The organism is Sphaerisporangium rufum (assembly GCF_016863395.1).
In the GTDB taxonomy this organism is placed as follows: domain Bacteria; phylum Actinomycetota; class Actinomycetes; order Streptosporangiales; family Streptosporangiaceae; genus Sphaerisporangium; species Sphaerisporangium rufum.
The window spans coordinates 1-22119 of record NZ_BOOU01000107.1 but is presented as its reverse complement, the minus strand read 5'-3'; the positions used below and the strand labels follow the sequence as shown (position 1 = coordinate 22119).

Sequence of the window (22119 nt, the reverse complement as noted above, 5' to 3'; positions counted from 1 at the left end):
TGACTTGACGAACTCAGTCAGCCAAGGCGCGCGCCGCCGCGCTGTTGCCGCTTGCCGCTGTACGGGACCGGTCAGAGGGGTGCCACCTCTGCCTCCTTCCCGGCGGCACGTGGGATCTGTGCGGCTGCGAAGGAGTTTCAGATTTGTAACACAGCCCCGATCGCGCTGTCACCTCCGGAAACCGGCCGACCGGCGGCCGCCACACATGGGATGTTTCCGCTCACAAAAATCGAACGTTAGCCAGCCGGCGCGGGCGAGGAGTGACGCTCTGATCACTGAGATCCGCACCCCTGCCGGTGGATCGTCATCTGGCCTGGTAACCGAAGACAGCCGACATCATACGGATGACTTCCGGCCTTGACCCCATCTGGTCACTCTGCCTATCGTCCCCTCAGTCGACGCCCCGTGATCGGTTCGAATTACGTGCCGGGGACCAGGAAAACGATGCTCTTAACGCGAAATACCGGTGAAACTTTCACCCCGAGGACTCCCGTCCGCCCGTCCGGCGAGCCCGCGACGGTGCCGAGCCGCCGATCCCGGCCCGACGCGGCGGTGCTACTCGCCGGCAGCGGGCGGACGGGCCACCCACCCCCCTCGCCGGCCGCCGCCGTCCCACCCGATCGATCATTGGGAGTCCACATGTCCACCGGAGTATGGCTGATCGGCGCCCGCGGCTCGGTGGCGGTCACCGCCCTCACCGGAGCGCTGGCGCTGCGCAACGGCCTGGCCGGCCCCACCGGTTGCGTCACCGAACTGCCGGAGCTCGCCGGGGCAGGCCTGCCCGCCCTGTCCGACCTGGTGTTCGGCGGCTACGACGTGGCCTCGGTGTCGCTGGCCAAGAAGGCCGGCGCGCTGGCCGACGCCGGCGTGCTGCCGGCCGCCCTGGTACGGGCGCTGGAGGAGGAACTGGTCGCCGCCGAGCAGGAGGTGCACCCGCTGCCCGTCGCGGGCGACCAGGCCGGGACCGCCGCGATGATGGCGGCCGATCTCGCCGGCTTCCGGGAGCGGCACGGCCTGGCGAACGTCGTCGTGGTCAACGTGGCGACGACCGAACCGGCCGCCGCGCCGCATCCGGCGCACGCCGACCTCGCGGCCCTGGAGGCCGGGCTGGCCGGCGGCGGCCAGGTGCTGCCCCCCAGCTCGCTGGCCGCTTACGCCGCGTTCCAGGCGGGCTGCCCGTTCGTCGACTTCACCCCCTCCACCGGCGCTCGGCTGCCGGCGCTCGACCGGCTGGCCGCCCGGCAGGCGGTCCCGTACGCGGGGCACGACGGCAAGACCGGCGAGACGCTGGTCAAGTCGGTGCTCGCGCCGATGTTCGCCATGCGGCACCTGCGGGTGCGCACCTGGTCGGGCACCAACCTGCTCGGCGGCGGCGACGGCGCCAACCTGGCCGAGCCGGGCCCGAACGCCGCCAAGACGGCCAGCAAGCAGAAGGTGCTGCGCGAGACGCTCGGCTACGTCCCGCAGGGCGACACCCGGATCGACTACCTGGAGGACGCGGGCGACTTCAAGACGGCGTGGGACCTGGTCACCTTCGAGGGGTTCCTCGGCCGGCGCATGCGCATGGACTTCACCTGGCACGGTTGCGACTCGGCGCTGGCCGCGCCGCTGGTGCTGGACCTCGCGCGGCTGGCCGCCGCGGCGCACCGGGCCGGCCGGTCGGGCGCGCTGCACGAGCTGGCCTTCTTCTTCAAGGACCCGCTCGGACCGGCCCCGCACGGCCTGGCCGACCAGTGGCGGCTGCTGTGCGACTTCGCCGCCGGCCTGCCGGAGGACGGCGTCGGGGACGGGGACGGGGACGGGGACACCAGGTGAGCACCCTGAGCACCGGCGGCGGAAGCACCGCGAGCGACGGGATCGCCGTGCGGGCCGGAACGGCCGGGAGCGCCGGAAACGCCGGAAACGCTGAGAACGCTGAGAACGCGGCCACCGGGCCGCCGGCGCCGGCCGGCCCGCGGGCCCGGCCGCGGATCCCGGCGCTGCGGGACCTGGTGCACCTGGTACGGATGCCGGCCGCGCTGTCGGTGCCCGGGGACGTGGTGGCCGGGGCGGCCGCCGCGGGCGTGCTCGGCCGCCGAACCGCCGGGCTGGCCACCGCCTCGGTCTGCCTCTACTGGGCCGGCATGGCCGCCAACGACTGGGCCGACCGGCACGTGGACGCGGTCGAACGGCCCGAGCGCCCGATCCCGGCCGGCCGGGTCTCCCCCGGCGCGGCGCTGGCCCTGGCGGCCGGACTCACCGCGGCCGGCGTGTCGGCGGCGGCCCTGGCCGGCGGCCGGCGGGCCGCGGCGGTGGCCGGCGCGCTCGCCACCGCGGTGTGGGCCTACGACACCGCGGCCAAGGGCACCGCGGCCGGGCCGCCGGCGATGGCCCTGTGCCGGGTGCTGGACGTGCTGCTGGGCGCCGCGCCGAGCGCGCGGCCGGCCAGGGCCCTGCCCGGGGCGCTGGCGGTCGGCGCGCACACCTACCTGCTCACGACGCTGTCGCGGCACGAGGTGTCGGGCACCGGGCAGCGGCTGCCGGCCGGGACGCTGGCGGCGACGCTCGCGCTGGCGGCGGGCGTCGCCCGCCGGCCGGCCGGGGTGCGCGCCGCGCTCGCCGCCTGGTACGCCGGGCGGTTCGGCCTGGCGCAGGCCCGGGCGGTCGCCGAGCCGTCCGCGGGCAACATCCGGGCGGCGGTCGGCACCGGCATCGTCGCGCTGCCCGCGCTGCAGGGCGCGCTCACCGCGGCGGCCGGCGCCCCGCGCGCCGGGCTGGCGGTCGCGGCGGCCGAGCCGCTCGGCCGGGTCCTGGCGGCGAAGGTCTCGCCCACGTGACCGCTCCGCGATTCGGGTACGGGACCAACGGGTTCGGCTGCCACCGGCTCCCGGACGCGCTGCGGGTCATCGCCGGGCTCGGCTACGAGGGGGTGGCGCTGACCCTGGACCACGGCCACCTGGACCCCTACGCGCCCGGGCTGGCGCGCGAGGTCGCGGCCGTCGCCGACCTGCTGCGCGACCTGCGGCTGGCCGTGGTGGTGGAGACCGGTGCCCGCTACCTGCTCGACCCCTGGCACAAGCACGCCCCGACGCTGCTGCACGACGAGCGGGAGCGCCGGCTGGACTTCCTGCGGCGGGCCGCCGCGATCGGCGCCGACCTGGGCGCCGAGGCGGTGTCGTTCTGGGCCGGGGTGCGGCCGCCTTCGGTGCCGCCCGGCACCGCCTGGGAACGGCTGGTGGACGGGTGCGCGCGGCTGGTGGAGTCGGCCACGGTGCCGCTCGGCTTCGAACCCGAGCCCGGGATGCTGGTGGAGACGGTCGCCGACTGGCACCGGCTGCGGGACGCCCTCGGCCGGCCGCCGGGGTTCGGGCTCACCCTGGACATCGGCCACTGCCGCTGCCTGGAGCCCGATCCGGTTCCCGACTGCGTGATCGCGGCCGGCGAGCACCTGGTCAACGTGCAGATCGACGACATGCGCCGGGGTGTGCACGAGCACCTGGAGTTCGGCACCGGCGAGATCGACTTCCCGCCGGTGCTGGCCGCGCTCGCCGCCGCCGGCTACCGGGGGCTGGTGGCGGTGGAGCTTCCCAGGCACTCTCATGCCGCGCCGGACGTCGCCGCCCGTTCCATCGACCACCTGCGCGCCGCGTGGGAGAAGGCCGCGGTGGACCTGCGGGACCCGGCCGAGGAGGAGGAGAGCCGATGACCGACGACCAGGCGCTGCTCGCGGCGCTCGGCCAGGACTGGGTCGCCGCCGCGCGCGCCGAGATCGCCGAGCGGCCCGCCGCGATCGGCCGGTACTTCGCCGCCGCCGGCCGGCGGGCGGGCCGGGCGCCGCTGGCCGGGGCCCCCGGCTGGCAGTCCGACGAGGCGGCCCGTGCCCTGCTGCTCGCGGCGCTCCCCTCGGCCGGCCGGGCCGGCGTGCTGGCCACCCTGTACGCCGAGGGCACCGCCGCCGAGAAGCTCGCCGTGCTCAGGGCGCTGCCGCTGCTGGACGCCGGGGCCGGGGAGGCGGTGCCGCTGCTCCGGGACGCGATCCGCACCAACGACGCCCGGCTGCTGCTCGCCGCGCTCGGCCCCTGCGCGCGGCACCTGGACCAGCCGGCCTGGCGGCAGGCGGTGCTCAAGTGCGTCTTCACCGGGGCGCCGCTGGCCGGCGTGCACGGCCTGGACGAGCGCGCCGACGCCGAGCTGGCCGCCATGCTCGCCGGGCTGGCCGAGGAACGCGCCGCCGCCGGCCGGACCGTGCCCGCCGACGCCGCCGCCCTGCTCGACCGGTTGACTCCCCGTAAGGAAGGCTAAATGCGTATATTCGACCCGCACATCCATATGACGTCGCGCACAACCGACGACTATCGGCGGATGGCCGCCGCCGGCGTGCGGGCCGTCGTGGAGCCGGCCTTCTGGCTCGGGCAGCCGCGCACCAACCCCGGCTCGTTCGCCGACTACTTCGACTCGCTGCTCGGCTGGGAGCCCTACCGGGCGGGCCTGTTCGGCGTCCGGCACCACGCCACCATCGCGCTGAACCCCAAGGAGGCGAACGACCCGCGCTGCCGCCCGGTGCTGGACCTGCTTCCCCGCTACCTGGACAAGGACGGGGTGGTCGCGGTGGGCGAGATCGGCTACGACTCGATGACCCCCGAGGAGGACGACGCGTTCGCCCGGCAACTGGCCCTCGCCGTCGAGCACGACCTGCCCGCGCTGGTGCACACCCCGCACCGGGACAAGGCCCGGGGCACCCGCCGCACGCTGGAGGTGGTGGCCGAGTCGGGCATCGCGCCGGAGCGGGTCCTGGTGGACCACCTCAACGAGCTCACCGTGGGCCCGGTCCAGGAGGCCGGCTGCTGGATGGGCTTCTCCATCTACCCGGAGACCAAGATGTCCCCGCCGCGGATGGTGGAGATCCTGCGCCGGCACGGGCTGGAGCGCATGCTGGTCAACTCCGCGGCCGACTGGGGCCACTCCGACCCGCTGCTCACCGTGGAGACCGCCCGCGCCATGCTGGAGGCCGGATTCGACGCCGACGACGTCGACCGGGTGCTGTGGCGCAACCCGGTGGAGTTCTACCGGCAGTCCGGGCGGCTGGACCTGTCCGACCTGCCGGAGGCCGCCCCGGAGTTCGAGGGCAGCTCGATCCGGCGCGGAGGCGGCTGATGCGGTTGCGCGACGCGGCCGGGCGCGTCCTGCACCTGGGGTACTGCACGAACGTGCATCCCGCCGAGGACCTCACCGGCGTCGTCGGCCAGTTCGACGAGTTCGCGGTGCCCATCCGCGAGCGGCTGGACACGCCGGTGCTGGGACTCGGCCTGTGGCTGGCCGCCCCGGTGGCCGCGGCGCTGGCCGCCGACCCGGCCGCGCGGCGGCGGCTGCGCCGCGAGCTGGACGTCCGCGGGCTGGAGGTGGTGACGCTCAACGGCTTCCCCTACCGCTCGTTCCAGGACCCGGTCGTCAAGCACGCCGTCTACCAGCCGGATTGGACCACCCGGGAGCGGCTGTCCTACACGCTGGACCTGGCGGTCGTGCTGGCCGACCTGCTGCCCGGCGACGCCGCCCGCGGCTCGATCTCGACGCTGCCGCTGGCCTGGCGGACGCCGTGGGACGCCGGCCGGGCGAGCCGGGCCGCCCGCCGGCTGGACGAGCTGGCCAAGGGCCTGGGCGACGTGGAGGCGGCCACCGGGCGCGTCATCCGGGTGGCGTTCGAACCGGAACCCGGCTGCGTGGTGGAGACGACCGCGCAGGCGGCGGCCCGGCTGGCCGGGATGGACACCGACCGGCTCGGCGTCTGCCTGGACCTCGCCCACCTGGCCTGCGCGTGGGAGCGGCCGGCCGAGGCGCTGCGCACGCTGCGCGACGCGGGCCTGCCGGTGGTCAAGGTCCAGGTCTCCGCCGCGCTGGAGACCACCGACCCCGAGGCGCTGCGCCCCTACGCCGAGCCGCGGTTCCTGCACCAGACCCGCTGCGCCGGCGGCCAGGCCGCCGACGACCTGGACGAGGCGCTGGACGCCGGCCTGCCCGCGCCGTGGCGGGTGCACTACCACGTCCCGCTGCACCTGCGGCCCGAGCCGCCGCTGACGGCCACCACCGGGGTACTGCGCGAGGCCCTGGCCGAGCTGGTCGGGCAGGGCGCGTGCGACCACTACGACGTCGAGACCTACACCTGGGGGGTGCTCCCCCCCGGGCACCGGCCGCGCACCCCCGGACAGCTCGCGTACGGCATCGCCGCCGAGCTGGACTTCGCCCGTGACGAGCTACGCCTGCTGGGAGCACGATGAACCCGCATCTGGTCCTCGACGTGGTCGGGCTGACGCCCCGGCTGCTGGAGCACATGCCCCGCCTGCGGCGGGTGGCCGAGCTGGGCTACCAGGCCGAGCTGGGCACCGTCCTGCCCGCCGTCACCTGCTCGGCGCAGTCGACGTTCCTCACCGGGCTGCCGCCGTCCGGGCACGGCGTGGTGGGCAACGGCTGGTACTTCCGCGAACTGGGCGAGGTGCTGCTGTGGCGCCAGCACAACGCGCTGGTCGGCGGCGAGAAGGTCTGGCAGGCCGCGCGGCGCGAGCGTCCCGGCTTCACCGTCGCCAACGTGTGCTGGTGGTACGCCATGGGCGCCGACGTCGACTGGACCATCACGCCGCGGCCGATCTACCGCGCCGACGGCCGCAAGGAGCCGGACTGCTACACCTACCCGGCCGACCTGCACGGCGAGTTCCCGACCTTCCCGCTGTTCACCTACTGGGGCCCCGGCGCGGGCATCGCCTCCTCGGCGTGGATCGCCGAGGCGACCCGCCACCTGCTGACCACCCGCCGCCCTGACCTGACTCTGTCGTACGTGCCGCACCTGGACTACGACCTGCAGCGGTACGGGCCGTCGGACCCGCGCTCGGCGGCGGCCGCCGCCGAGCTGGACAAGGTGCTGGGGCCGCTGCTGGACACCGCCCTGGACCGGGACGTGACGGTGACCGTGCTGTCGGAGTACGGCATCACCGACGTGTCGCGGCCGGTGCACGTGAACCGGCTGCTGCGCGCCGAGGGCCTGCTGAACGTGCACACCCAGGCCGGCATGGAGTACCTGGACCCGTGGACATCCCGGGCCTTCGCCGTCGCCGACCACCAGATCGCCCACGTCTACGTGCGCGACGCGGCCGACGTGGCCGCGGTGGCCAAGCTCTGCGCCGGGCTGCCCGGGGTGGCCGAGGTGCTGGACGAGGAGGGCAAGGCGGCCTACGGCCTGGATCACCCCCGGTCGGGGGAGCTGGTGCTGCTGGCCGCGCCGGAGGCCTGGTTCACCTACTACTACTGGCTGGACGACGCCCGGGCGCCGGACTTCGCGCGCCTGGTGGAGATCCACCGCAAGCCCGGTTACGACCCCGCCGAGCTGTTCTTCGACCCGGCCGCGCCGGGCCGGGCCAAGCGGCGGGCGGCTCTGGCCCTGCTGCGCAAGAAATCGGGCATGCGTTATCTCATGGACGTCGTCGGCCTGGACGCCGGCGCGCTGGCCGTGCGCGGGTCGCACGGCCTGCTCCCCCGCGACCCCCGCGACGGGCCGGTGCTGCTGTGCTCCGACCCCGCCGCCGCCCGCGACCGGATCGCCGCCACCGAGGTGAAGGAGGCCCTGCTGCACCCCGCCGGTTGAGCGGCCCCGGCACGCACCGGGCCCGGGCTGACGCCGGGGCCCGGTACGTCGTGCGCGACCTGGCAGCAGGTGAGTCATACTTTGCCAAGGATCGCGAGGAGGAACGACGTGCCCCAGACGCCGCGCGAGAGCGGATACCGGCCGGGCTACGAGGTGGCCGCCGAGGAGGTGCTGAACCTCATCGCCCGGCTGCGCCTGCGCCCGGGTGACCGCATGCCCACCGAGAACGACCTGGCCCGGCAGCTCGGCACCAGCCGCACCGTCGTCCGGGAGGCGGTGAAGATCCTCTCGGCGCTCGGCCGGGTGCGCGCGCAGAAGGGCCGCGGTCTCTACGTGGCCGACGACGAGGGCATGCTCGGCACCGGCCGCTGGGCGTCCTTCTTCCTCCCGACCGACCTCGACCACGTCTACATGCTCTTCGAGTTCCGCCGGGCGCAGGAGATGGAGACCAGCCGGCTGGCGGCGCGCCGCGCCACCCCCGCCGAGCTGGGCGCCATCGAGAAGGCCGCCGCCCTGTGCCGGCAGGGGCACGAGACCGGGCGCGAGGAGCTGTTCAATGACGGCGACGACGCCTTCCACACCAGCATCGCCGACGCCTCGCACAACATGTTCCTGCAGGTCGCGGTGCGTGAGGCCCGGCGGTTGCAGGCGCAGTCCAACCTCATCGGCCTCAGCGGCTCGCTGGGCGGGCACGTGGCCAAGGCCATCGAGGAGCACGAGGCCATCTTCCAGGCCATCCGCGCCGGCGACCCGGAGGCGGCCGCGCAGGCGGCGGCCACGCACATCGACAACACGCTGGACGATTACCGCCGGCAGATCCAGCAGCGCCTCTTCGCCCCCTAGCGCGGGCGGCGGGCCGGGGGAATCGTTTCGAGCCGGAGGGCTCCCGTCCGCAGGACGGACAAGGACATGAACGTTTCATCCGCCGCCGGATCCGGCGGGTGACCGGACAGCCGCCGGCGAGCGGCGGCGCGACCGGACACGACCGGATCGGCGCAGGTGGCGGCGGGTCACCCGGCATCGGATGCCGTGGCCGCTCGGGCGTCGCCCGATCCGCCGGCCGCCGCCGCACCTCGGGCACGAGAGATCCGGCGGCGGCCCGCTTATGATGTGAGCGCTAACTATCGGCGGACCGGCGCCGAGCCGGGCGTCCGGCCCATCCATCGAACCGATTCGCCACCGCTGCGGGGTCTCCCGGGCGAGACCGCCTCATGACGGCGTCCGTGGCCGGCGGCGAAGGACACCGGCGCCCGGAACCCGGCGCGTGCCGGTCGTACCGGACGCGGTACCCCCCGACCGCCTACTCCGCAAGGGAGTACGAACCATGCCTCCTTCCTCCGTCCCCCCATCCGGCCCTCCATCCGGCGGCCGGCGCTCCCCGGCGGCCGTGCTCGCCGGCGTGGTCGCCGTACTGGCCACGCTGATCGCCACCGCGCTCACCTGGTCGGCGCCCGCGTCCGCGGCGGCGGCGCCGCTGGTGAGCGCGGCCTCCGGCCGGTGCCTGAACGTCAAGGGGAACACCGACGCCCTCGGCACCGACCTGCAGATCTGGGACTGCAACGGCCAGGCCGGCCAGGCCTTCGACTTCACCTCGGCCGGTGAGCTGCGCACCTTCAACGGCACCCGGTGCCTGGACGCCTACGCCAACGGCACCTCGCCGGGCACCCGGCTGGTCATCTGGTCGTGCAACGGGCAGAACAACCAGAAGTGGCGGATGAACGCCGACGGCTCCATCACCGGCGTGGGGTCCAACCTGTGCGTCGACGTGAACGGCGGGGGCACCGCCAACGGCACCGCGGTCATCCTGTGGACCTGCAACGGCCAGAGCAACCAGAAGTGGAGCACCACCGGTGGCGGCACCCCCACGCCGACCCCGACGGTGACGCCCAGCCCGCCGCCGCCCGGCGCCCGGCCGTGTGACATCTACGCCGCCGGCGGCACCGCGTGCGTCGCCGCGCACAGCACCACCCGCGCGCTCTACCAGGCCTACAACGGCAACCTGTACCAGGTGCGGCGCTCCTCCGACAACACGACCAGGAACATCGCCGTGCTGACCGCGGGCGGCGTCGCCAACGCGGCCGCGCAGGACTCGTTCTGCGCCGGCACCTCCTGCGTCATCACCGTCGTCTACGACCAGTCGGGCCGCGGCAACGACCTGTGGTACCAGGGGTCCAGCGTGGTCCCCGGCTCGCCGCAGAGCAAGCCCGCGACCGCCACCACCGAGTCGCTGACCGTCGGCGGGAACAAGGCGTACTCGCTCTACATCAACCCCGGCAACAGCTACTGGCGCGACGGCCACCTGACCGGCGTGCCCACCGGCAGCCAGCCCGAGGGCATGTACATGGTGACCAGCGGCATCCACGTCAACAGCGGCTGCTGCTTCGACTACGGCAACAGCGAGACCACCCGCAAGGCCGACGCCGCGGGCGCGATGGACGCGATCAACTTCAGCAAGCAGTGCTGGTTCGGCGGCTGCCAGGGCTCCGGCCCGTGGGTGCAGGCCGACCTGGAGTGGGGCCTGTTCCCGGGCGGCAGCCAGTCCTGGAACCCCAACCAGCGGGCGTTCCCGCAGAAGTTCGTCACCGCGACCCTGAAGAACAACGGCACCAGCCGGTTCGCCATCAAGGGCAGCGACGCCCAGTCCGGCTCGCTGTACACCCTGTACGACGGCGGGCTGCCCCCCGGGTACAGCCCGATGAAGAAGCAGGGGGCCATCATCCTGGGCAGCGGCGGTGACTGCTGCAAGCCCGACGGCGGCGCCAACCTCAGCGCCGGCACCTTCTACGAGGGCGCCATGGTGGCCGGTTACCCGTCCGACGCCACCGAGAACGCCGTGCAGGCCGAGATCGTCTCGGCGGGCTACCGCTAGCGGGTCCGATCCGGAACCGGCCACGGGCGGCCGGTGATGTGGTGGGGTCCACCCCCGCCACATCGCCGGCCGCCCGTGGCATGCCCGGCGGGCGGCGGCGCGGCGGCGCGGCCGCTCCCGGCGACCTAGGGCGCCGCTCTTGCGGGGAACCTCCCGGTGGACGGAAACGGCCCGCCCGCCCGCCGGCCGCCGGAGGGCACCCCGCGACGGCGCCGCCGGGATCGGCGATGGCGGCATCGTCGCGGCTCCGACGGCCGGACGGACGGGCGGGAGATCATGAAGTGGCGGGCCGGCCACCGGCCGGCCGCCCGGGTTCCGGCCGGTCCGGCACCCCGCGGGCGGGGTGCCGGACCGGCCGCGGTTCAGCCGACCTGGGTGAACTTCCACTGCTGGTTGGTGCCGCTGTTGCAGGTCCACTGCACCAGCTGGACATCGTTGGCGGTGGAGGCGTTGGGCACGTCCAGGCACTTGCCGCCGTTCACCGCGACGACGCGGTAGGTGCCGGTGGTGCCGGCCGACTCGAACTTCCACTTCTGGTTGTTGGCGTTCGAGCAGGTCCGCTGCTGGATCAGCGCACCGTCGGCGGTGGAGGAGTTGGCGACCTCCAGGCACTTACCGCTGTGCACCGCGGCGAGGGTGAACGCGCCGTTGCCGGCGTCGGCCACCTTCCACTGCTGGTTGGTGCCGGTGCCGGGGGTCCACTGGATGACGGCGGCGCCGTCGGCGGTGGACTGGCCCCGCACATCCGCGTTCTTGTTGCTGTGCGTCGCGGCCATGTTGTAGGTGCGACCGACCGTCGGGCCACCGCCACCGGGGTTGCTGGTGCCGCTGCCGTCGCCGACGCCGAGACCGGTGAAGGTGAACGAGTCCAGGTCGAACGAGTTCGCCGTCGGCGCCTTGAACACGACGTAGACGTTGTGCGTGCCGCCCGGGTCGGTGACCGTCGCGGCCGGCAGGGACTGGTAGTTGTTCCAGCCACCCGTGTTCGGCACCGAGGCGGACGCGATGAGCGTCCCGGTGGGCGAGTCGGCGCGCAGCTCGATGGAAGCACCGGTGCTGGACGCCGAGGACACCCGGAAGGACACCGAGTTGATCTTCGACAGGTTCATCGGGGTGAAAGAGATCCACTCGTTGTTCCCGATGTCGCCGACGCGTCGGCCGCCCTCGGCACCGGCCTGGTCGACGAGCTGAACGCCCGACGAGCCGGTGAAGAACTCCGCCTGCTTGTGCTTGGGCTGCAGGGTGACGCCGGTGCTGCCCTTCAGGCCGCCCTTGTCGGTGTAGTCGGCCGTCAGCACCCCGTACACGTTGGACGCCTCGTCATGGCCGGAGGCGCTGGTCACCGCGGTGCCCGAGCAGCCGGTGTACTGGCCGGTGTCGTGCGCGTGCGTGTCGTGGCCGAGGGCGGTGCTCACCACGACCTTGGAGCAGTCGATGGTGCCGTCCTCGGGGTCGGTGACGTTCACCGTGTAGGCGACCTTGTCCCCGAAGTTGATGAATCCACCGTCCGGCGGGGTGCCGAAGACCACGTTGGGCTTGGTGTTGCCGACGCTGATGGTCAGGTTGGCGACACCGGTCTTGTTCTTGGTGTCGGTGACCGTCAGCTTGGCGTTGTAGGTGCCGTTGGCGTTGTAGGTGTGCGACGGGTTGGCGCTGGTGGAGGTGCCGCCGTCCCCGAAGTCCCACGCGTAGGTGATCGCGTCGCCGTCCGGGTCGGCCGAGCCGGCCGAGGAGAAGGCGACGGTCAGCGGGGCGCTGCCGGAGTCGGGGTTGGCAGTTGCCTTGGCCACGGGCGCGCGGTTGCCGTCGGCGGTCCCGCCGACGTAGTCGACCCGGTAGATGCCGTCGTCGGTGTTGTTGTGGCCGAAGCCGTTGCCCCAGTCGGCGTAGTACAACGCGCCGTCCGGCCCGAACTTCATGTCGATGGGCGCGTGCGGGGCGAGCTGCGCGACGAACGGGTTGATCTTCAGCAGGTTGCCGGAGGAGTCCAGCCGCAGCTCCTTGACGAAGTTGCGGCTCCACTCGTAGAGGAACGGCGTCTTGTCGAAGTACGCGGGGAACTTGCGGGTGGAGTTGCTGTTGGCGTCGTAGTGGTAGAACGGGCCGCCCATCGGGGCCGCGCCGCCGCAGCAGTTGATCTCGGGGAACTCCGCGGAGGCGTGATAGTTGTACCAGATGGTCGCGGACTTCGCCGCCGGCAGGTTGGTCAGCCCGGTGTTGTTGGGCGAGTTGTTGACCGGGGCCGAGCAGTTGAACTTCGCGCCGGAGGTGTTGGTGGCGAAGTTGAAGTCGTTGAACGGGATGTTGTTGCCGACGCAGTACGGCCAGCCGTAGTTGCCCGGCTCCTTGATCAGGTTCCACTCGACCGTGCCCTCGGGGCCGCGGTTGGCGTTCGCCGACCCCGCGTCCGGGCCGTAGTCGCCCACCGAGATCCAGCCGGTGTCCCGGTCGACCGCGAAGCGGAACGCGTTACGGAAGCCCATCGCGTAGATCTCGGGGCGGGTCTTGGCGGTGCCGGGGGCGAACAGGTTGCCCGACGGGATGGTGTAGGTGCCGTCGCTCTCCGGGTGGATGCGCAGGATCTTGCCGCGCAGGTCGTTGGTGTTGGCCGCGGACCGCTGCGCGTCGAAGTGCTCCCGGCCCGACCGCTCGTCGATCGGGGCGTAGCCGCTGGAGCCGTTGGGGTTGGTGTCGTCACCGGGCGCGATGTAGAGGTTGCCGCCCGGGCCGAAGGCCAGGTAGCCGCCGGTGTGCCCCGGCTCGTCCACGTTGCGGTACGCCGGGACGTCCAGCAGCTTCTTCTCGCTGGACATGTCCAGCGTCGAGCCGTTGAACGTGAACCGGGACACCCGGTTGAACTCGCCGATGCTGGCCGCCGAGTAGTTGATGTAGATCCACCGGTTGGTGGCGAAGTTCGGGTCCAGCGCCAGGCCGATGCCGCCGTCCTCGCCGCCGTCGTACACCGGCAGGGTGGCGATGGTCCGGGTGCCGCCGCCGTTCGGCGGGATCATGTTGACCTTGCCGGAGCGGGAGATGTAGAAGACGGTGCCGTCGGCGGCGACGTCCAGCTCCATCGGCTGGTCGGGGGCGCCGTCCAGGGTGACCTTCTGGAACTTGTTGGTGATGGTGCCGCCGCAGTTGCCGGGCTCGGCGCCCGCCGCCCACTTGGTGCCGCCCAGCAGGTGCTGCTTGAACAGCGCCTCGGAGTAGGCGGAGGCGTTGTGGCCCATCGCGGTGGCCCAGACCCGGCCGCCCTCGGGGTTGTGGCACCAGGAGATCGGGTGGTCGACGCCCATCTTGTTCGGCCCGGCGTCATAGGTGGTCTCATCCGCGGTGACCAGCACGTGGACGCTGCCGCGCATGTTCTTGTCGAAGTTGTACCACTCCTCGCTGCGCGACCACCGGTCGGGCAGGCCCGTGGTGGACGGGTGCACCTTGTCGGCCACCTTGGCGGTGCCGTTCAGGATCGAGGAGTGCGCGGTCATGTGCGCGCCGGCCAGCACGACCTGGTCCCACCAGGGGAACTGCGACTCGATGTTCATGTCGGTCGCGTTGTGGATCGCGACGACGCCCTTGCCGGAGCGCAGGTAGGCCTGCATGCCCTGGCGCTGGGCGTCGTTGTCCCACACCATGCCGGAGGTCTGCAGCATGATGATGGCGTCGTAGGAGCTCAGCGTCGACGACGTGAAGATCGACGAGTCCTCGCTGCGGTCCAGGGTGAAGTTGTTGTCCGTCGCGAGCTGCTGGAACGCGGTGATGCCGGCACTGATGGAGTCGTGCCGGTAGGCGCCGGACGCGGTCTTGCTGAACAGCAGCACCTTGAAGGCCGGGGCGGCGGCGTTCGCCGCCGGTACCACGGTGAACATCATCGCCACCAGGGTGGCGACCAGTAGATGGAGTGGTCGTGCTCTTCGCATTAGGTATCTCCAGGGGGATGGTCAGGTGCCGGCCGCCACGGGAGGGGTGCGGTGGCGGCCGGGCGTCCAACGGCGATGCCTGCCGGCCAGGTGTCTGCTCGGGTCCGGTCAGCTCCTCACGGTGCGAAGGAAGGCGAGGCCTTCGGTGGCGAGCGCGTCCTGCGTCGGCGCCAGCGGACGCCAGACGGACGCGGCGGTGGCGATGGTCTTGTTGTCGGCGGTGAAGGACTCGATGACCAGTGGCCCGGCGTAGCCCGCGTCGTCCAGGGCCGCGATGAAGCCGGGCCAGTCGAAGCGGTCGGCGCCGGGGGTGCCGCGGTCGGTACCGCACACCTGGACGTGCGCGATCCGGGCGCCCGCCGCCCGCACCGCCTGGGCGGGGTCCTTCTCCTCGATGTTCATGTGGTAGGTGTCGAGCGCGAGCCCGCACTCCTCGGGCAGCGCCTCGAGCGCCTGCTCGACGGTGTTGAGCACGCTGGTCTCGTACCGGTTGAGCGGCTCGACGCCGATCCGGACGCCGCGCTCGGCCGCGTAGGCGGTGACCGGCTTGATGTTCTCCCGGAGCTCGGCGTAGATCGCGCGCCGCTCGTCCGGGCTCATCCGCCAGGCCCGGCCGACCGACGCGTAGGCCGGGCCGCTCACCGCGGGCGCGCCCACGGTGACCGCGACGTCCACGCAGTGCCGCAGGTAGTCCTGCGTCTGCCGGACGGTGGCCGGCGCGGCGCCGACCAGCTCGCGCCCCGGCGGGGTGGTGAGCACGACCGACGCGCCGAGCCCGAGCCCGGCCAGCAGGTCGGCCGCCCGGCCGGGGTCCCAGTCGCCGGGCCGCTCGATCGGCAGCTCGACCAGGTCGAACCCCCAGCCGGCGATCCGGGGCGCGAGCTCGGCCAGGGTCTCGTCGGTGAGCGGCGAGACCCAGACCCAGGTGTTGACGCCGATCACGACCGGCCGCCCCACTTCTCCGGGTAGCCCGGCAGGTCCTCGCAGCCGCACAGCGCGTAGTGCAGCGGCGGCATGCCGGGCTTGAGATAGGTGGCAAGGTTCTCCTGGGTGACCGTCGGCTGCGGCAGGTTCCACACCTTGGGCACCTCCTCGCCCTTCAGGATCCGCAGCGCGGCGATGACGGGGGTGCGCCACTGGTAGGTCGGGTAGGTGGGGGCCACCGCGGTCAGCTTGGCCTCCTGCCACTTCTGCAGGAAGTCCTGCTGGTCCTCGCCGTTGATCGGCGGCACCGGCTGGCCGGCGTCCTCGAACGCCTCCACCGCCGCGACCGCGTTCGCCCCGGCGTCCATCCAGACCCCGTCGATCTTCCCGAACCGCTGGATGTAGTCGCCGACGATGCTCTTGGTCTTGGCGGCGTCACCGTCGGTGAAGTCGACCCCGACGACCTTGAGGTCGCTCTTGTCGAACGCGACCTTGGCCGCCGACCAGCGGGTCTCCAGCACGTCGACCCCGGGCAGGATGCGCAGCGCGAGGATCTTCCCGCCGGCCGGCACCTTGTCCACCAGGAACTCGGCGGCCGCGGCACCGAACGCGTACCCGCCGATCGGCTTGATGAAGGTGACCGGGCAGTCGGTCTGCACGCCCCGGTCGAACACGATGACCGGCACCTTGGGGCAGGCCCCGGACACCGCCGGGGTCAGCGTCGCGGTGGTGTTGGGCGAGACGATCAGCGCGTCGCAGCCCTTGCCCTGCAACTCGGCGATGTCGGAGATCTGCTTGTCGTCCTTGCCCTCCGCGTCCAGCGCGGTGAACTTGGTGACCTCCTTGTGCAGGCCCACCTCCGCCTGCATGGTCTTCCAGCCGACCTGCCGCCAGGGGTTGTCCACCGCGGCGTTGGAGAAGCACAGGTGGTAGGGCCCGGACTTCTTGTACTTGGCGGTGTCCACCGGCTCGGCATTGATGGTCTGCTCCCACGGCTTGCCCTCCGGGCCGGTGGGCTGGGCCGTGCGCATCGCCATCTGCGCGTCGTAGTCGGCCTGGACGAAGAACTTCGACTGGTCGCCGGTTCCCTTCCCGGCGGACTCCGACGCGGTGGCCGCGGGGGCGGCGGACGGGGCCGGCTTATCGGTGGTGCACGCGGCCAGCGGCAGCGCCAGCGCGGCCAGTACGGCACCGGCGAGCATCGGTCGCGAGGAGAATCGCACGATCTTCTCTTCCCTTTCGTTTTCCAGGCGGTCAGGCGGCCGCGGCCTTGCGGCGCGGGAGGCTCACGGCCCCCAGCGCCACCGCGGCGATGATGATCACCCCCTGTACGGCCGGCTCCAGGGCCCCCGAGATGCCGTACAGGTTGAGGAGGGTGAACAACGCTTCGAGGGTGAACGCACCGGCCATCGCGGCGACCACCGAGCCGCGCCCGCCGCCCAGGGCCACGCCGCCGAGCACCACCGCGGTGATGGCCTGGAACTCCAGCCCCTGGCCGACCTGGGCGGACACGCCGGCGAAGCCGCCGAGCAGGATCGCGGCGATCGCCGCCGACAGGCCGGAGACCATGAACGCCACCGTGCGGACCCGGGCGACGTGCACGCCGGACAGCGCCGCGGCCCGGTCGTTGTCGCCGGCCGCGATGAGGCGGTGGCCGTAGCCGGAGCGCATCACCCAGATCGCCGCGGCCGCGGCGGCCAGCAGGATGAGGGCCGACCAGGGCACCGGTCCGAGGCCGCCGCGGCCCAGCTCGCGGAACTGCGGGGACAGCGCGCCCCGGGGGGCGCCGCCGGTCCACAGGAAGACCGCGCCCGACAGGATCAGCAGCATGGCGAGGGTGGTGATGAACGACGGCACCCGCAGCACGGTGGTGACCGTCCCGTTCACCAGCCCGACCAGCGGCCCGAGCACGATCAGCAGGGCCAGCACCGGCCAGGTCGCCGCCGCCGAGCCGTCGATGAGCCGGGCGGCGATCACCACCTCGGCGGTGACCAGCGAGCCGACCGACAGGTCGAACTCGCCGGACACGATGACGAAGTACTGCCCGGCGGCCAGGATCACCAGCGGGGCGGCCCGCTTGACGAAGGCCAGCAGGGACGGCGGTTCCAGGAAGTAGGGGTTGGCGACCGCGATGGCGACCAGCAGGCCGGCCAGCACGACGAAGATCGGCAAAGCGCGCTTCACGGCGTCCGCCTCCCGCGGGCGTAGATCGCCAGGGCGGCCACCAGGACCACGCCGCGCACGACGTCCTTGGCGAAGGAGTCGATCTCCAGCTGGTTGAAGACGCTGTCCAGGACGGCCAGCAGCAGCACCCCGCCGACGGTGCCGGCGACCCCGCCGCGCCCGCCGGCCAGCGCCGTCCCGCCGAGCACCACCGCGGCGATCGACTCCAGGTCGTATCCGCCGTCGGTGCCCACCGTGGGGGCGCCGGCGCCCAGCCGGGAGGCCAGCAGCAGCCCGCCGATCCCGGCGCAGACCGAGCAGATGACATGGGCGGCGACCACCACGCGCCCGGTCCGCACGCCCGACAGCCGCGCCACCTCGGCGTCCCCGCCCACGGCGTAGATCCGGTGCCCGAGGCGCGTGCGGCGCAGCAGGAACCACGCGGCCGCCGCGACGGCGGCCCACAGCAGGGCCGACACCGGCAGCGGGCCGATGCGGTCGTACCCCAGATGCTGGAAGGAGGCCGGGACGCTCCCCGCCGGGCCGTCGTACCGGGCGTCCAGCAGCCCGGCGACGATCAGACCGACGCCGAGGGTGGCGATGAAGGCGTGCACCCGCAGCCCGGTGACGACCAGGCCGTTCACCAGGCCGACCGTCGCGCTCACCGCCAGCACCGCGGCGATCGCGGGCACCACCATGCCGTCGCCGCCCGCCATGGTCTCCGCCGCGACCAGCGAGGTGAGGCTGATCAGGTAGGCCACCGACAGGTCCAGGCTGCCGGCCAGGATCACCATCGTCTGCCCGATGGCGACGATGCCCAGCGCCGCCGACCGCTGCTGGATGCCGACGATGTTCTCCATGGTGAGGAACTGCTCGCCGCGCAGCGCGAACAGCACCCAGCCGAGGACGACGAGCAGCGCCAGGGCCAGGTAGACGGCCCGCGCGGGCCCGCCGGCCGGCAGCGGCCGCAACGCGGCGAGCCGGGCGGGGGCGGGCCGCAGCCGCGGCTGGCCGGTCATGAGGCGGCCGCCAGGTGCATCACGGCCTCCTCGGTGGCGCCGGCGGGCAGCTCCCCGGCGATCCGGCCGTCGCGCAGCACGATGACCCGGTCGCTCATGCCGATCAGCTCGGGCAGCTCGGAGGAGATCATCAGGATGCCCGTGCCGTCGCGGGCGAGCTCGCGCATGAGGTCGTGGATGGCCGCCTTGGCGCCGACGTCCACCCCGCGGGTCGGCTCGTCGAACAGCAGGACCCGCGGCGCGACCGTCATCCACTTGGCCAGCACGACCTTCTGCTGGTTGCCGCCGGACAGCGTCCGCACCTCCAGCTCGGGACGCGGCGGGCTGAGCCGCACCCGTTCCAGCAGCTTCTCGACCGCCGGCCGGCCGCCGCCGGTGGCCCGGGCCACCAGCAGGGCGTTGTCGCGCACCCGCTGGCCGAGCAGCAGCCCCTCGGCCTTGCGGTCCTCGGTGACCAGGCCGATGCCGGCGGCGATGCCCTCGCGCGCCGAGCGCGGGCGGCGGGGCCGCATCTCGCCGGTGGTGAAGGGCTCGGCGCCGAACAGCGCCTTGGCCAGTTCGGTGCGTCCCGACCCCTGCAGCCCGGCCAGGCCGACGATCTCGCCGGCCCGCACCTCCAGGTCGATGTCGCGCAGCCGGGCGTTGCCGCCGCCGCGCACGCTCAGCACCACCTCGCCGGGCGGCCCGCCGGCCCGGGCGGGGAAGTGGGCGTCCAGCTCCCGGCCGACCATCAGGCGGACCAGCGCCGCGGTGTCCAGGCCGGCGGCCGCCTCGGTGGCGACCCGGGAGCCGTCCTTGAGCACGGTGATCCGGTCGGCGAGCTCGAAGACCTCGCGCAGCCGGTGCGAGATGTAAAGGACGGTGATGCCGCGCGCGGTGAGCCGCCGCACCAGCGCGTAGAGCAGGCCGACCTCGTGCTCGGCCAGCGCCGCGGTCGGCTCGTCCATCACCACGATCCGCGCGTTCAGCGACAGCGCCTTGGCGATCTCGACGACCTGCTGCTGGGCGACCGACAGCCGGCGGACCAGGTCGCCGGGGCCGAAGGTCTCCTCGCCGAGCGAGTGCAGCAGCTCGGCGGTCGCCGACTCCATCGCCGCCCGGTCGACCAGCCCCCACCGGCCCGGCTCGCGGCCGAGGAACACGTTCTGGGCGACCGTGCGCTCGGGCAGCAGGTTGAACTCCTGGTGGATGATGGCGACTCCGGAGCGCTGGGCCTCGATCGGATGCCCGAAGGTCACCGGACGGCCGTCGATCTCGATCGTCCCCTCGTCCGGGGAGTGCACCCCGGCGAGGATCTTCATGAGGGTCGACTTGCCGGCGCCGTTCTCCCCCACCACCGCGTGCACCTCGCCGGCGGCCGCCTCCAGGTCTACACCGGACAGGACCCGGACGCCCTGGAAGCTCTTGCCGATGCCGGTCATCTTCAGCATCGGCACCGCCCGGCGGGCCACCCGAATGCCGGCGAGGGTACGTGCACGAAAGCTCCTAGGGAACGGGGATCGGGAGGGAGAGCGATTTGTCGTATCGATTCGACGACCCGCGTCGCGGTGCCCCCGCCGCCCGGGATGCGGGTCCCGGGCGATGGGGGCGGCGATGGGTCAACTGCGGGTCCATTTCTGGTTGCCGCCGCCGTGGCAGGACCAGATGTGGATCCTGCTGCCGTTGGCGGTGCCGTTGTTGGACACGTCCAGGCACTTGTTCGCGCCGACCGCGGTGATGCTGCCGTCGGAGTTGAAGCGCCACTTCTGGTTGTTCTGGCCGTTGCAGTCCCACAGGACGACGGCGGTGCCGTCGGCGGTGCCGGCGCCGGTGACGTCCAGGCACTTGTTGCCGTAGACCCGCAGCTCGCTCGAAGCCGTCGCGGTCCACTGCTGGCTGGTCTGGCCGTTGCAGTCCCAGATCTGCGCCTGCGACCCGTTGCTGTTGGCGATGTCCAGGCACCGGCCCGAACCGACGCCCTTGATCGCGCCCGCGCCGCCCGGCGTGCTGGGCGACGGCGAGGGAGACGGGGAGGTGCCGCTGCGCGGACCGGCGGCCGCCATCACCGCCTGGGCGCCCGAGGGCCACTGGCCGTTGGACACCGTGACGTTGTTGTTGACGACGTTGCCCCGGTCGCCGTTGGTCACGTTGGTGCCACTGCTGCTCGCCCAGTTGCCGGTGACGGTGAGGTTGCCCATGTTCTCCCCGCCCCACCAGTTGGCGGTGAGCCAGGTGCCGACGTTGGACAGCACGTTGTTGCGGACGGTGTAGTACTTCGACCCCTCGTCGAAGTACACCCCGAACCAGCCGTTGGTCCGCAGGCAGTAGTTGTCGCTGATCACCGCGCCGGGGTTCCACGACAGGGTGTAGATGCATCCGCCGTCGGTCATCTGCTGCATCACATCGTGCACGTAGTTGCCGATGAGCCGGTTGTTGGACGCGGTGGTGGCGGTGGTGTACCTCGGCTGGTAGTTGTACAGGCCGCGGTTGGCGTACTGGGTGCTGCCGCCCGGCTCGTTGGCGCCCCAGCCGTAGCCGATCGACACGCCGGTGTACGGCAGGTTGTAGATCTCGTTGTAGGCGACGGTGGAGTTGGTGACGTAGGTGGTCACCACCGAGACGTTGCCCCGGTACTCCAGGCCGAGGTCGTGGATGCGGTTGTCGCTGACGGTGATGTCCCGGTTGACCATCCGCTGGTCGCTCGGGTGGTGGGCGTCGGCGCGCACGCCGCCGGCGACGACGCCGCCGGCCGAGTTGCGGGCGATCTCCGAACGGGTCACCGTGATGTTCCGGGCGCCGAGACCGACCCCGCTGGCGTGCGCGTTGGCGTCGTTGCCGATGCCGATGGCCGTCTGCCCGAGGTTGACGAACTTGGAGTCGCTGAAGGTGATGTCGCTGGCGGCCGATACCTGCACGGCGGCCGGCATCTGGTTCCAGTGCGGCCGGGTGGCCTCGAACTGGCTGCAGCCTTCCTGGCAGGAGGTGAGCCGGTCGGCGGGCCAGTTCCAGTTGCCGGTCATGTAGGCGCCGGTCTGCTGGTCGGCGAAGCCCTGGCCGCTGCTCGGCCCGAGCCAGCTGGTGCCGGTGAAGGTGATCCCGCTGAACGCGATGTGGTGCGCCGGAGCGTCGTAGGTGCCGCCGACGTTCACCAGGGACTGCACCACCGGCAGCTCGACGCTGAGATTGTTGATGTTCTGCCCGGCGGCCGGGATGTAGTACAGCACGCCGGTGCCGGTGTTCAGGTACCACTCCCCCGCCGCGTCCAGGAACTCGTAGGCGTTGATCAGGTACAGCGGGCCGGCCCGGTGCGGCTTGGACAGGGTGTCGTAGCCGAAGGTGTTGTTGTTCCACCCCGGCTGCTGCATCGTGATGAAGTTCCCGCTGATGCTCTGCACCGTCACGTACCGGTCGGTGAACGAGCCGACGCTCTCCATCTCGATCCGGTTCTGGCCGGCCAGGTTGTTGAGATAGCTCAGCGCGGAGTTGGAGAACCGCATCCCGGTGGTGGTCGGGGTGAAGTCGGCCCGGTTGATCTGGGTGCGGGCCCGGGTGGCGATGTTACCGTTAACGTACAGCTGCCGGGACTCGATCCCGGTGCCGACGTCGGCCCGCCAGATGTTCTTGCCCGAGTCGGCCAGC

General features: G+C 72.7%; 16 protein-coding genes. 9 read left to right on the top strand and 7 right to left on the bottom strand.

Features of this window, described 5'->3' with window-relative positions; translation table 11 throughout:
* The first annotated feature begins 639 nt into the window (after positions 1-639).
* The 9 genes from Sru01_RS33395 (at position 640) to Sru01_RS33355 (ending at position 10478) form a co-directional block, all read left to right on the top strand.
* Complete coding sequence (locus Sru01_RS33395; protein WP_203994357.1) at positions 640-1815, top strand: inositol-3-phosphate synthase; 1176 nt, start codon at positions 640-642, stop codon at positions 1813-1815.
* 191 nt (positions 1816-2006) lie between these two features.
* A complete protein-coding gene (locus Sru01_RS33390) occupies positions 2007-2816 on the top strand; it encodes an SCO3242 family prenyltransferase (protein ID WP_203994375.1) in 810 nt (269 codons plus the stop codon).
* Entirely contained in the window at positions 2813-3685 is an 873-nt protein-coding gene (locus tag Sru01_RS33385; RefSeq protein WP_203994355.1) for a sugar phosphate isomerase/epimerase family protein, read from the top strand. Before Sru01_RS33390 ends, Sru01_RS33385 begins: the two co-directional genes overlap by 4 nt.
* The gene (locus tag Sru01_RS33380) at positions 3682-4281 is read left to right on the top strand and encodes an EboA domain-containing protein (protein ID WP_203994352.1); all 600 of its coding nucleotides are present in this window, start codon (positions 3682-3684) and stop codon (positions 4279-4281) included. Before Sru01_RS33385 ends, Sru01_RS33380 begins: the two co-directional genes overlap by 4 nt.
* Entirely contained in the window at positions 4282-5133 is an 852-nt protein-coding gene (locus Sru01_RS33375; RefSeq protein WP_203994349.1) for a TatD family hydrolase, read from the top strand.
* Positions 5133-6251 (top strand): metabolite traffic protein EboE, encoded by a 1119-nt coding sequence (eboE, locus tag Sru01_RS33370; protein ID WP_203994346.1) that lies wholly within the window; start codon positions 5133-5135, stop codon positions 6249-6251. Before Sru01_RS33375 ends, eboE begins: the two co-directional genes overlap by 1 nt.
* On the top strand, positions 6248-7609 hold the full coding sequence (locus Sru01_RS33365; protein ID WP_203994343.1) for an alkaline phosphatase family protein: 1362 nt from the start codon (positions 6248-6250) through the stop codon (positions 7607-7609). Before eboE ends, Sru01_RS33365 begins: the two co-directional genes overlap by 4 nt.
* Positions 7610-7717: 108 nt before the next feature.
* Entirely contained in the window at positions 7718-8452 is a 735-nt protein-coding gene (locus Sru01_RS33360) for a FadR/GntR family transcriptional regulator (protein WP_203994340.1), read from the top strand.
* Positions 8453-8933: 481 nt separating this feature from the next.
* Positions 8934-10478, top strand: a complete 1545-nt coding sequence (locus Sru01_RS33355) for an arabinofuranosidase catalytic domain-containing protein (protein ID WP_203994337.1) — start codon at positions 8934-8936, stop codon at positions 10476-10478.
* Positions 10479-10840: 362 nt separating this feature from the next.
* Here the strand turns inward: Sru01_RS33355 and Sru01_RS33350 are convergent, their stop codons facing one another.
* The 7 genes from Sru01_RS33350 to Sru01_RS36045 form a co-directional block, all read right to left on the bottom strand.
* Complete coding sequence (locus Sru01_RS33350; RefSeq protein ID WP_203994334.1) at positions 10841-14395, bottom strand: ThuA domain-containing protein; 3555 nt, start codon at positions 14393-14395, stop codon at positions 10841-10843.
* Between the two features lie 108 nt (positions 14396-14503).
* Positions 14504-15337, bottom strand: a complete 834-nt coding sequence (locus Sru01_RS33345; protein ID WP_203994331.1) for a sugar phosphate isomerase/epimerase family protein — start codon at positions 15335-15337, stop codon at positions 14504-14506.
* Entirely contained in the window at positions 15334-16521 is a 1188-nt protein-coding gene (locus Sru01_RS33340) for a substrate-binding domain-containing protein (RefSeq protein ID WP_203994374.1), read from the bottom strand. Before Sru01_RS33340 ends, Sru01_RS33345 begins: the two co-directional genes overlap by 4 nt.
* A gap of 52 nt (positions 16522-16573) precedes the next feature.
* Positions 16574-17503 (bottom strand): ABC transporter permease, encoded by a 930-nt coding sequence (locus Sru01_RS33335; protein WP_203994328.1) that lies wholly within the window; start codon positions 17501-17503, stop codon positions 16574-16576.
* Complete coding sequence (locus tag Sru01_RS33330; protein WP_203994325.1) at positions 17500-18501, bottom strand: ABC transporter permease; 1002 nt, start codon at positions 18499-18501, stop codon at positions 17500-17502. The genes Sru01_RS33335 and Sru01_RS33330 overlap by 4 nt, the downstream gene beginning before the upstream one ends.
* Positions 18498-19931, bottom strand: coding sequence for a sugar ABC transporter ATP-binding protein (locus Sru01_RS33325; protein WP_203994320.1), 1434 nt, complete (start codon positions 19929-19931; stop codon positions 18498-18500). The genes Sru01_RS33330 and Sru01_RS33325 overlap by 4 nt, the downstream gene beginning before the upstream one ends.
* 168 nt (positions 19932-20099) lie before the next feature.
* Positions 20100-22119: RICIN domain-containing protein (locus Sru01_RS36045; protein ID WP_307812123.1), on the bottom strand; the 2020-nt coding region annotated here is incomplete at its 5' end.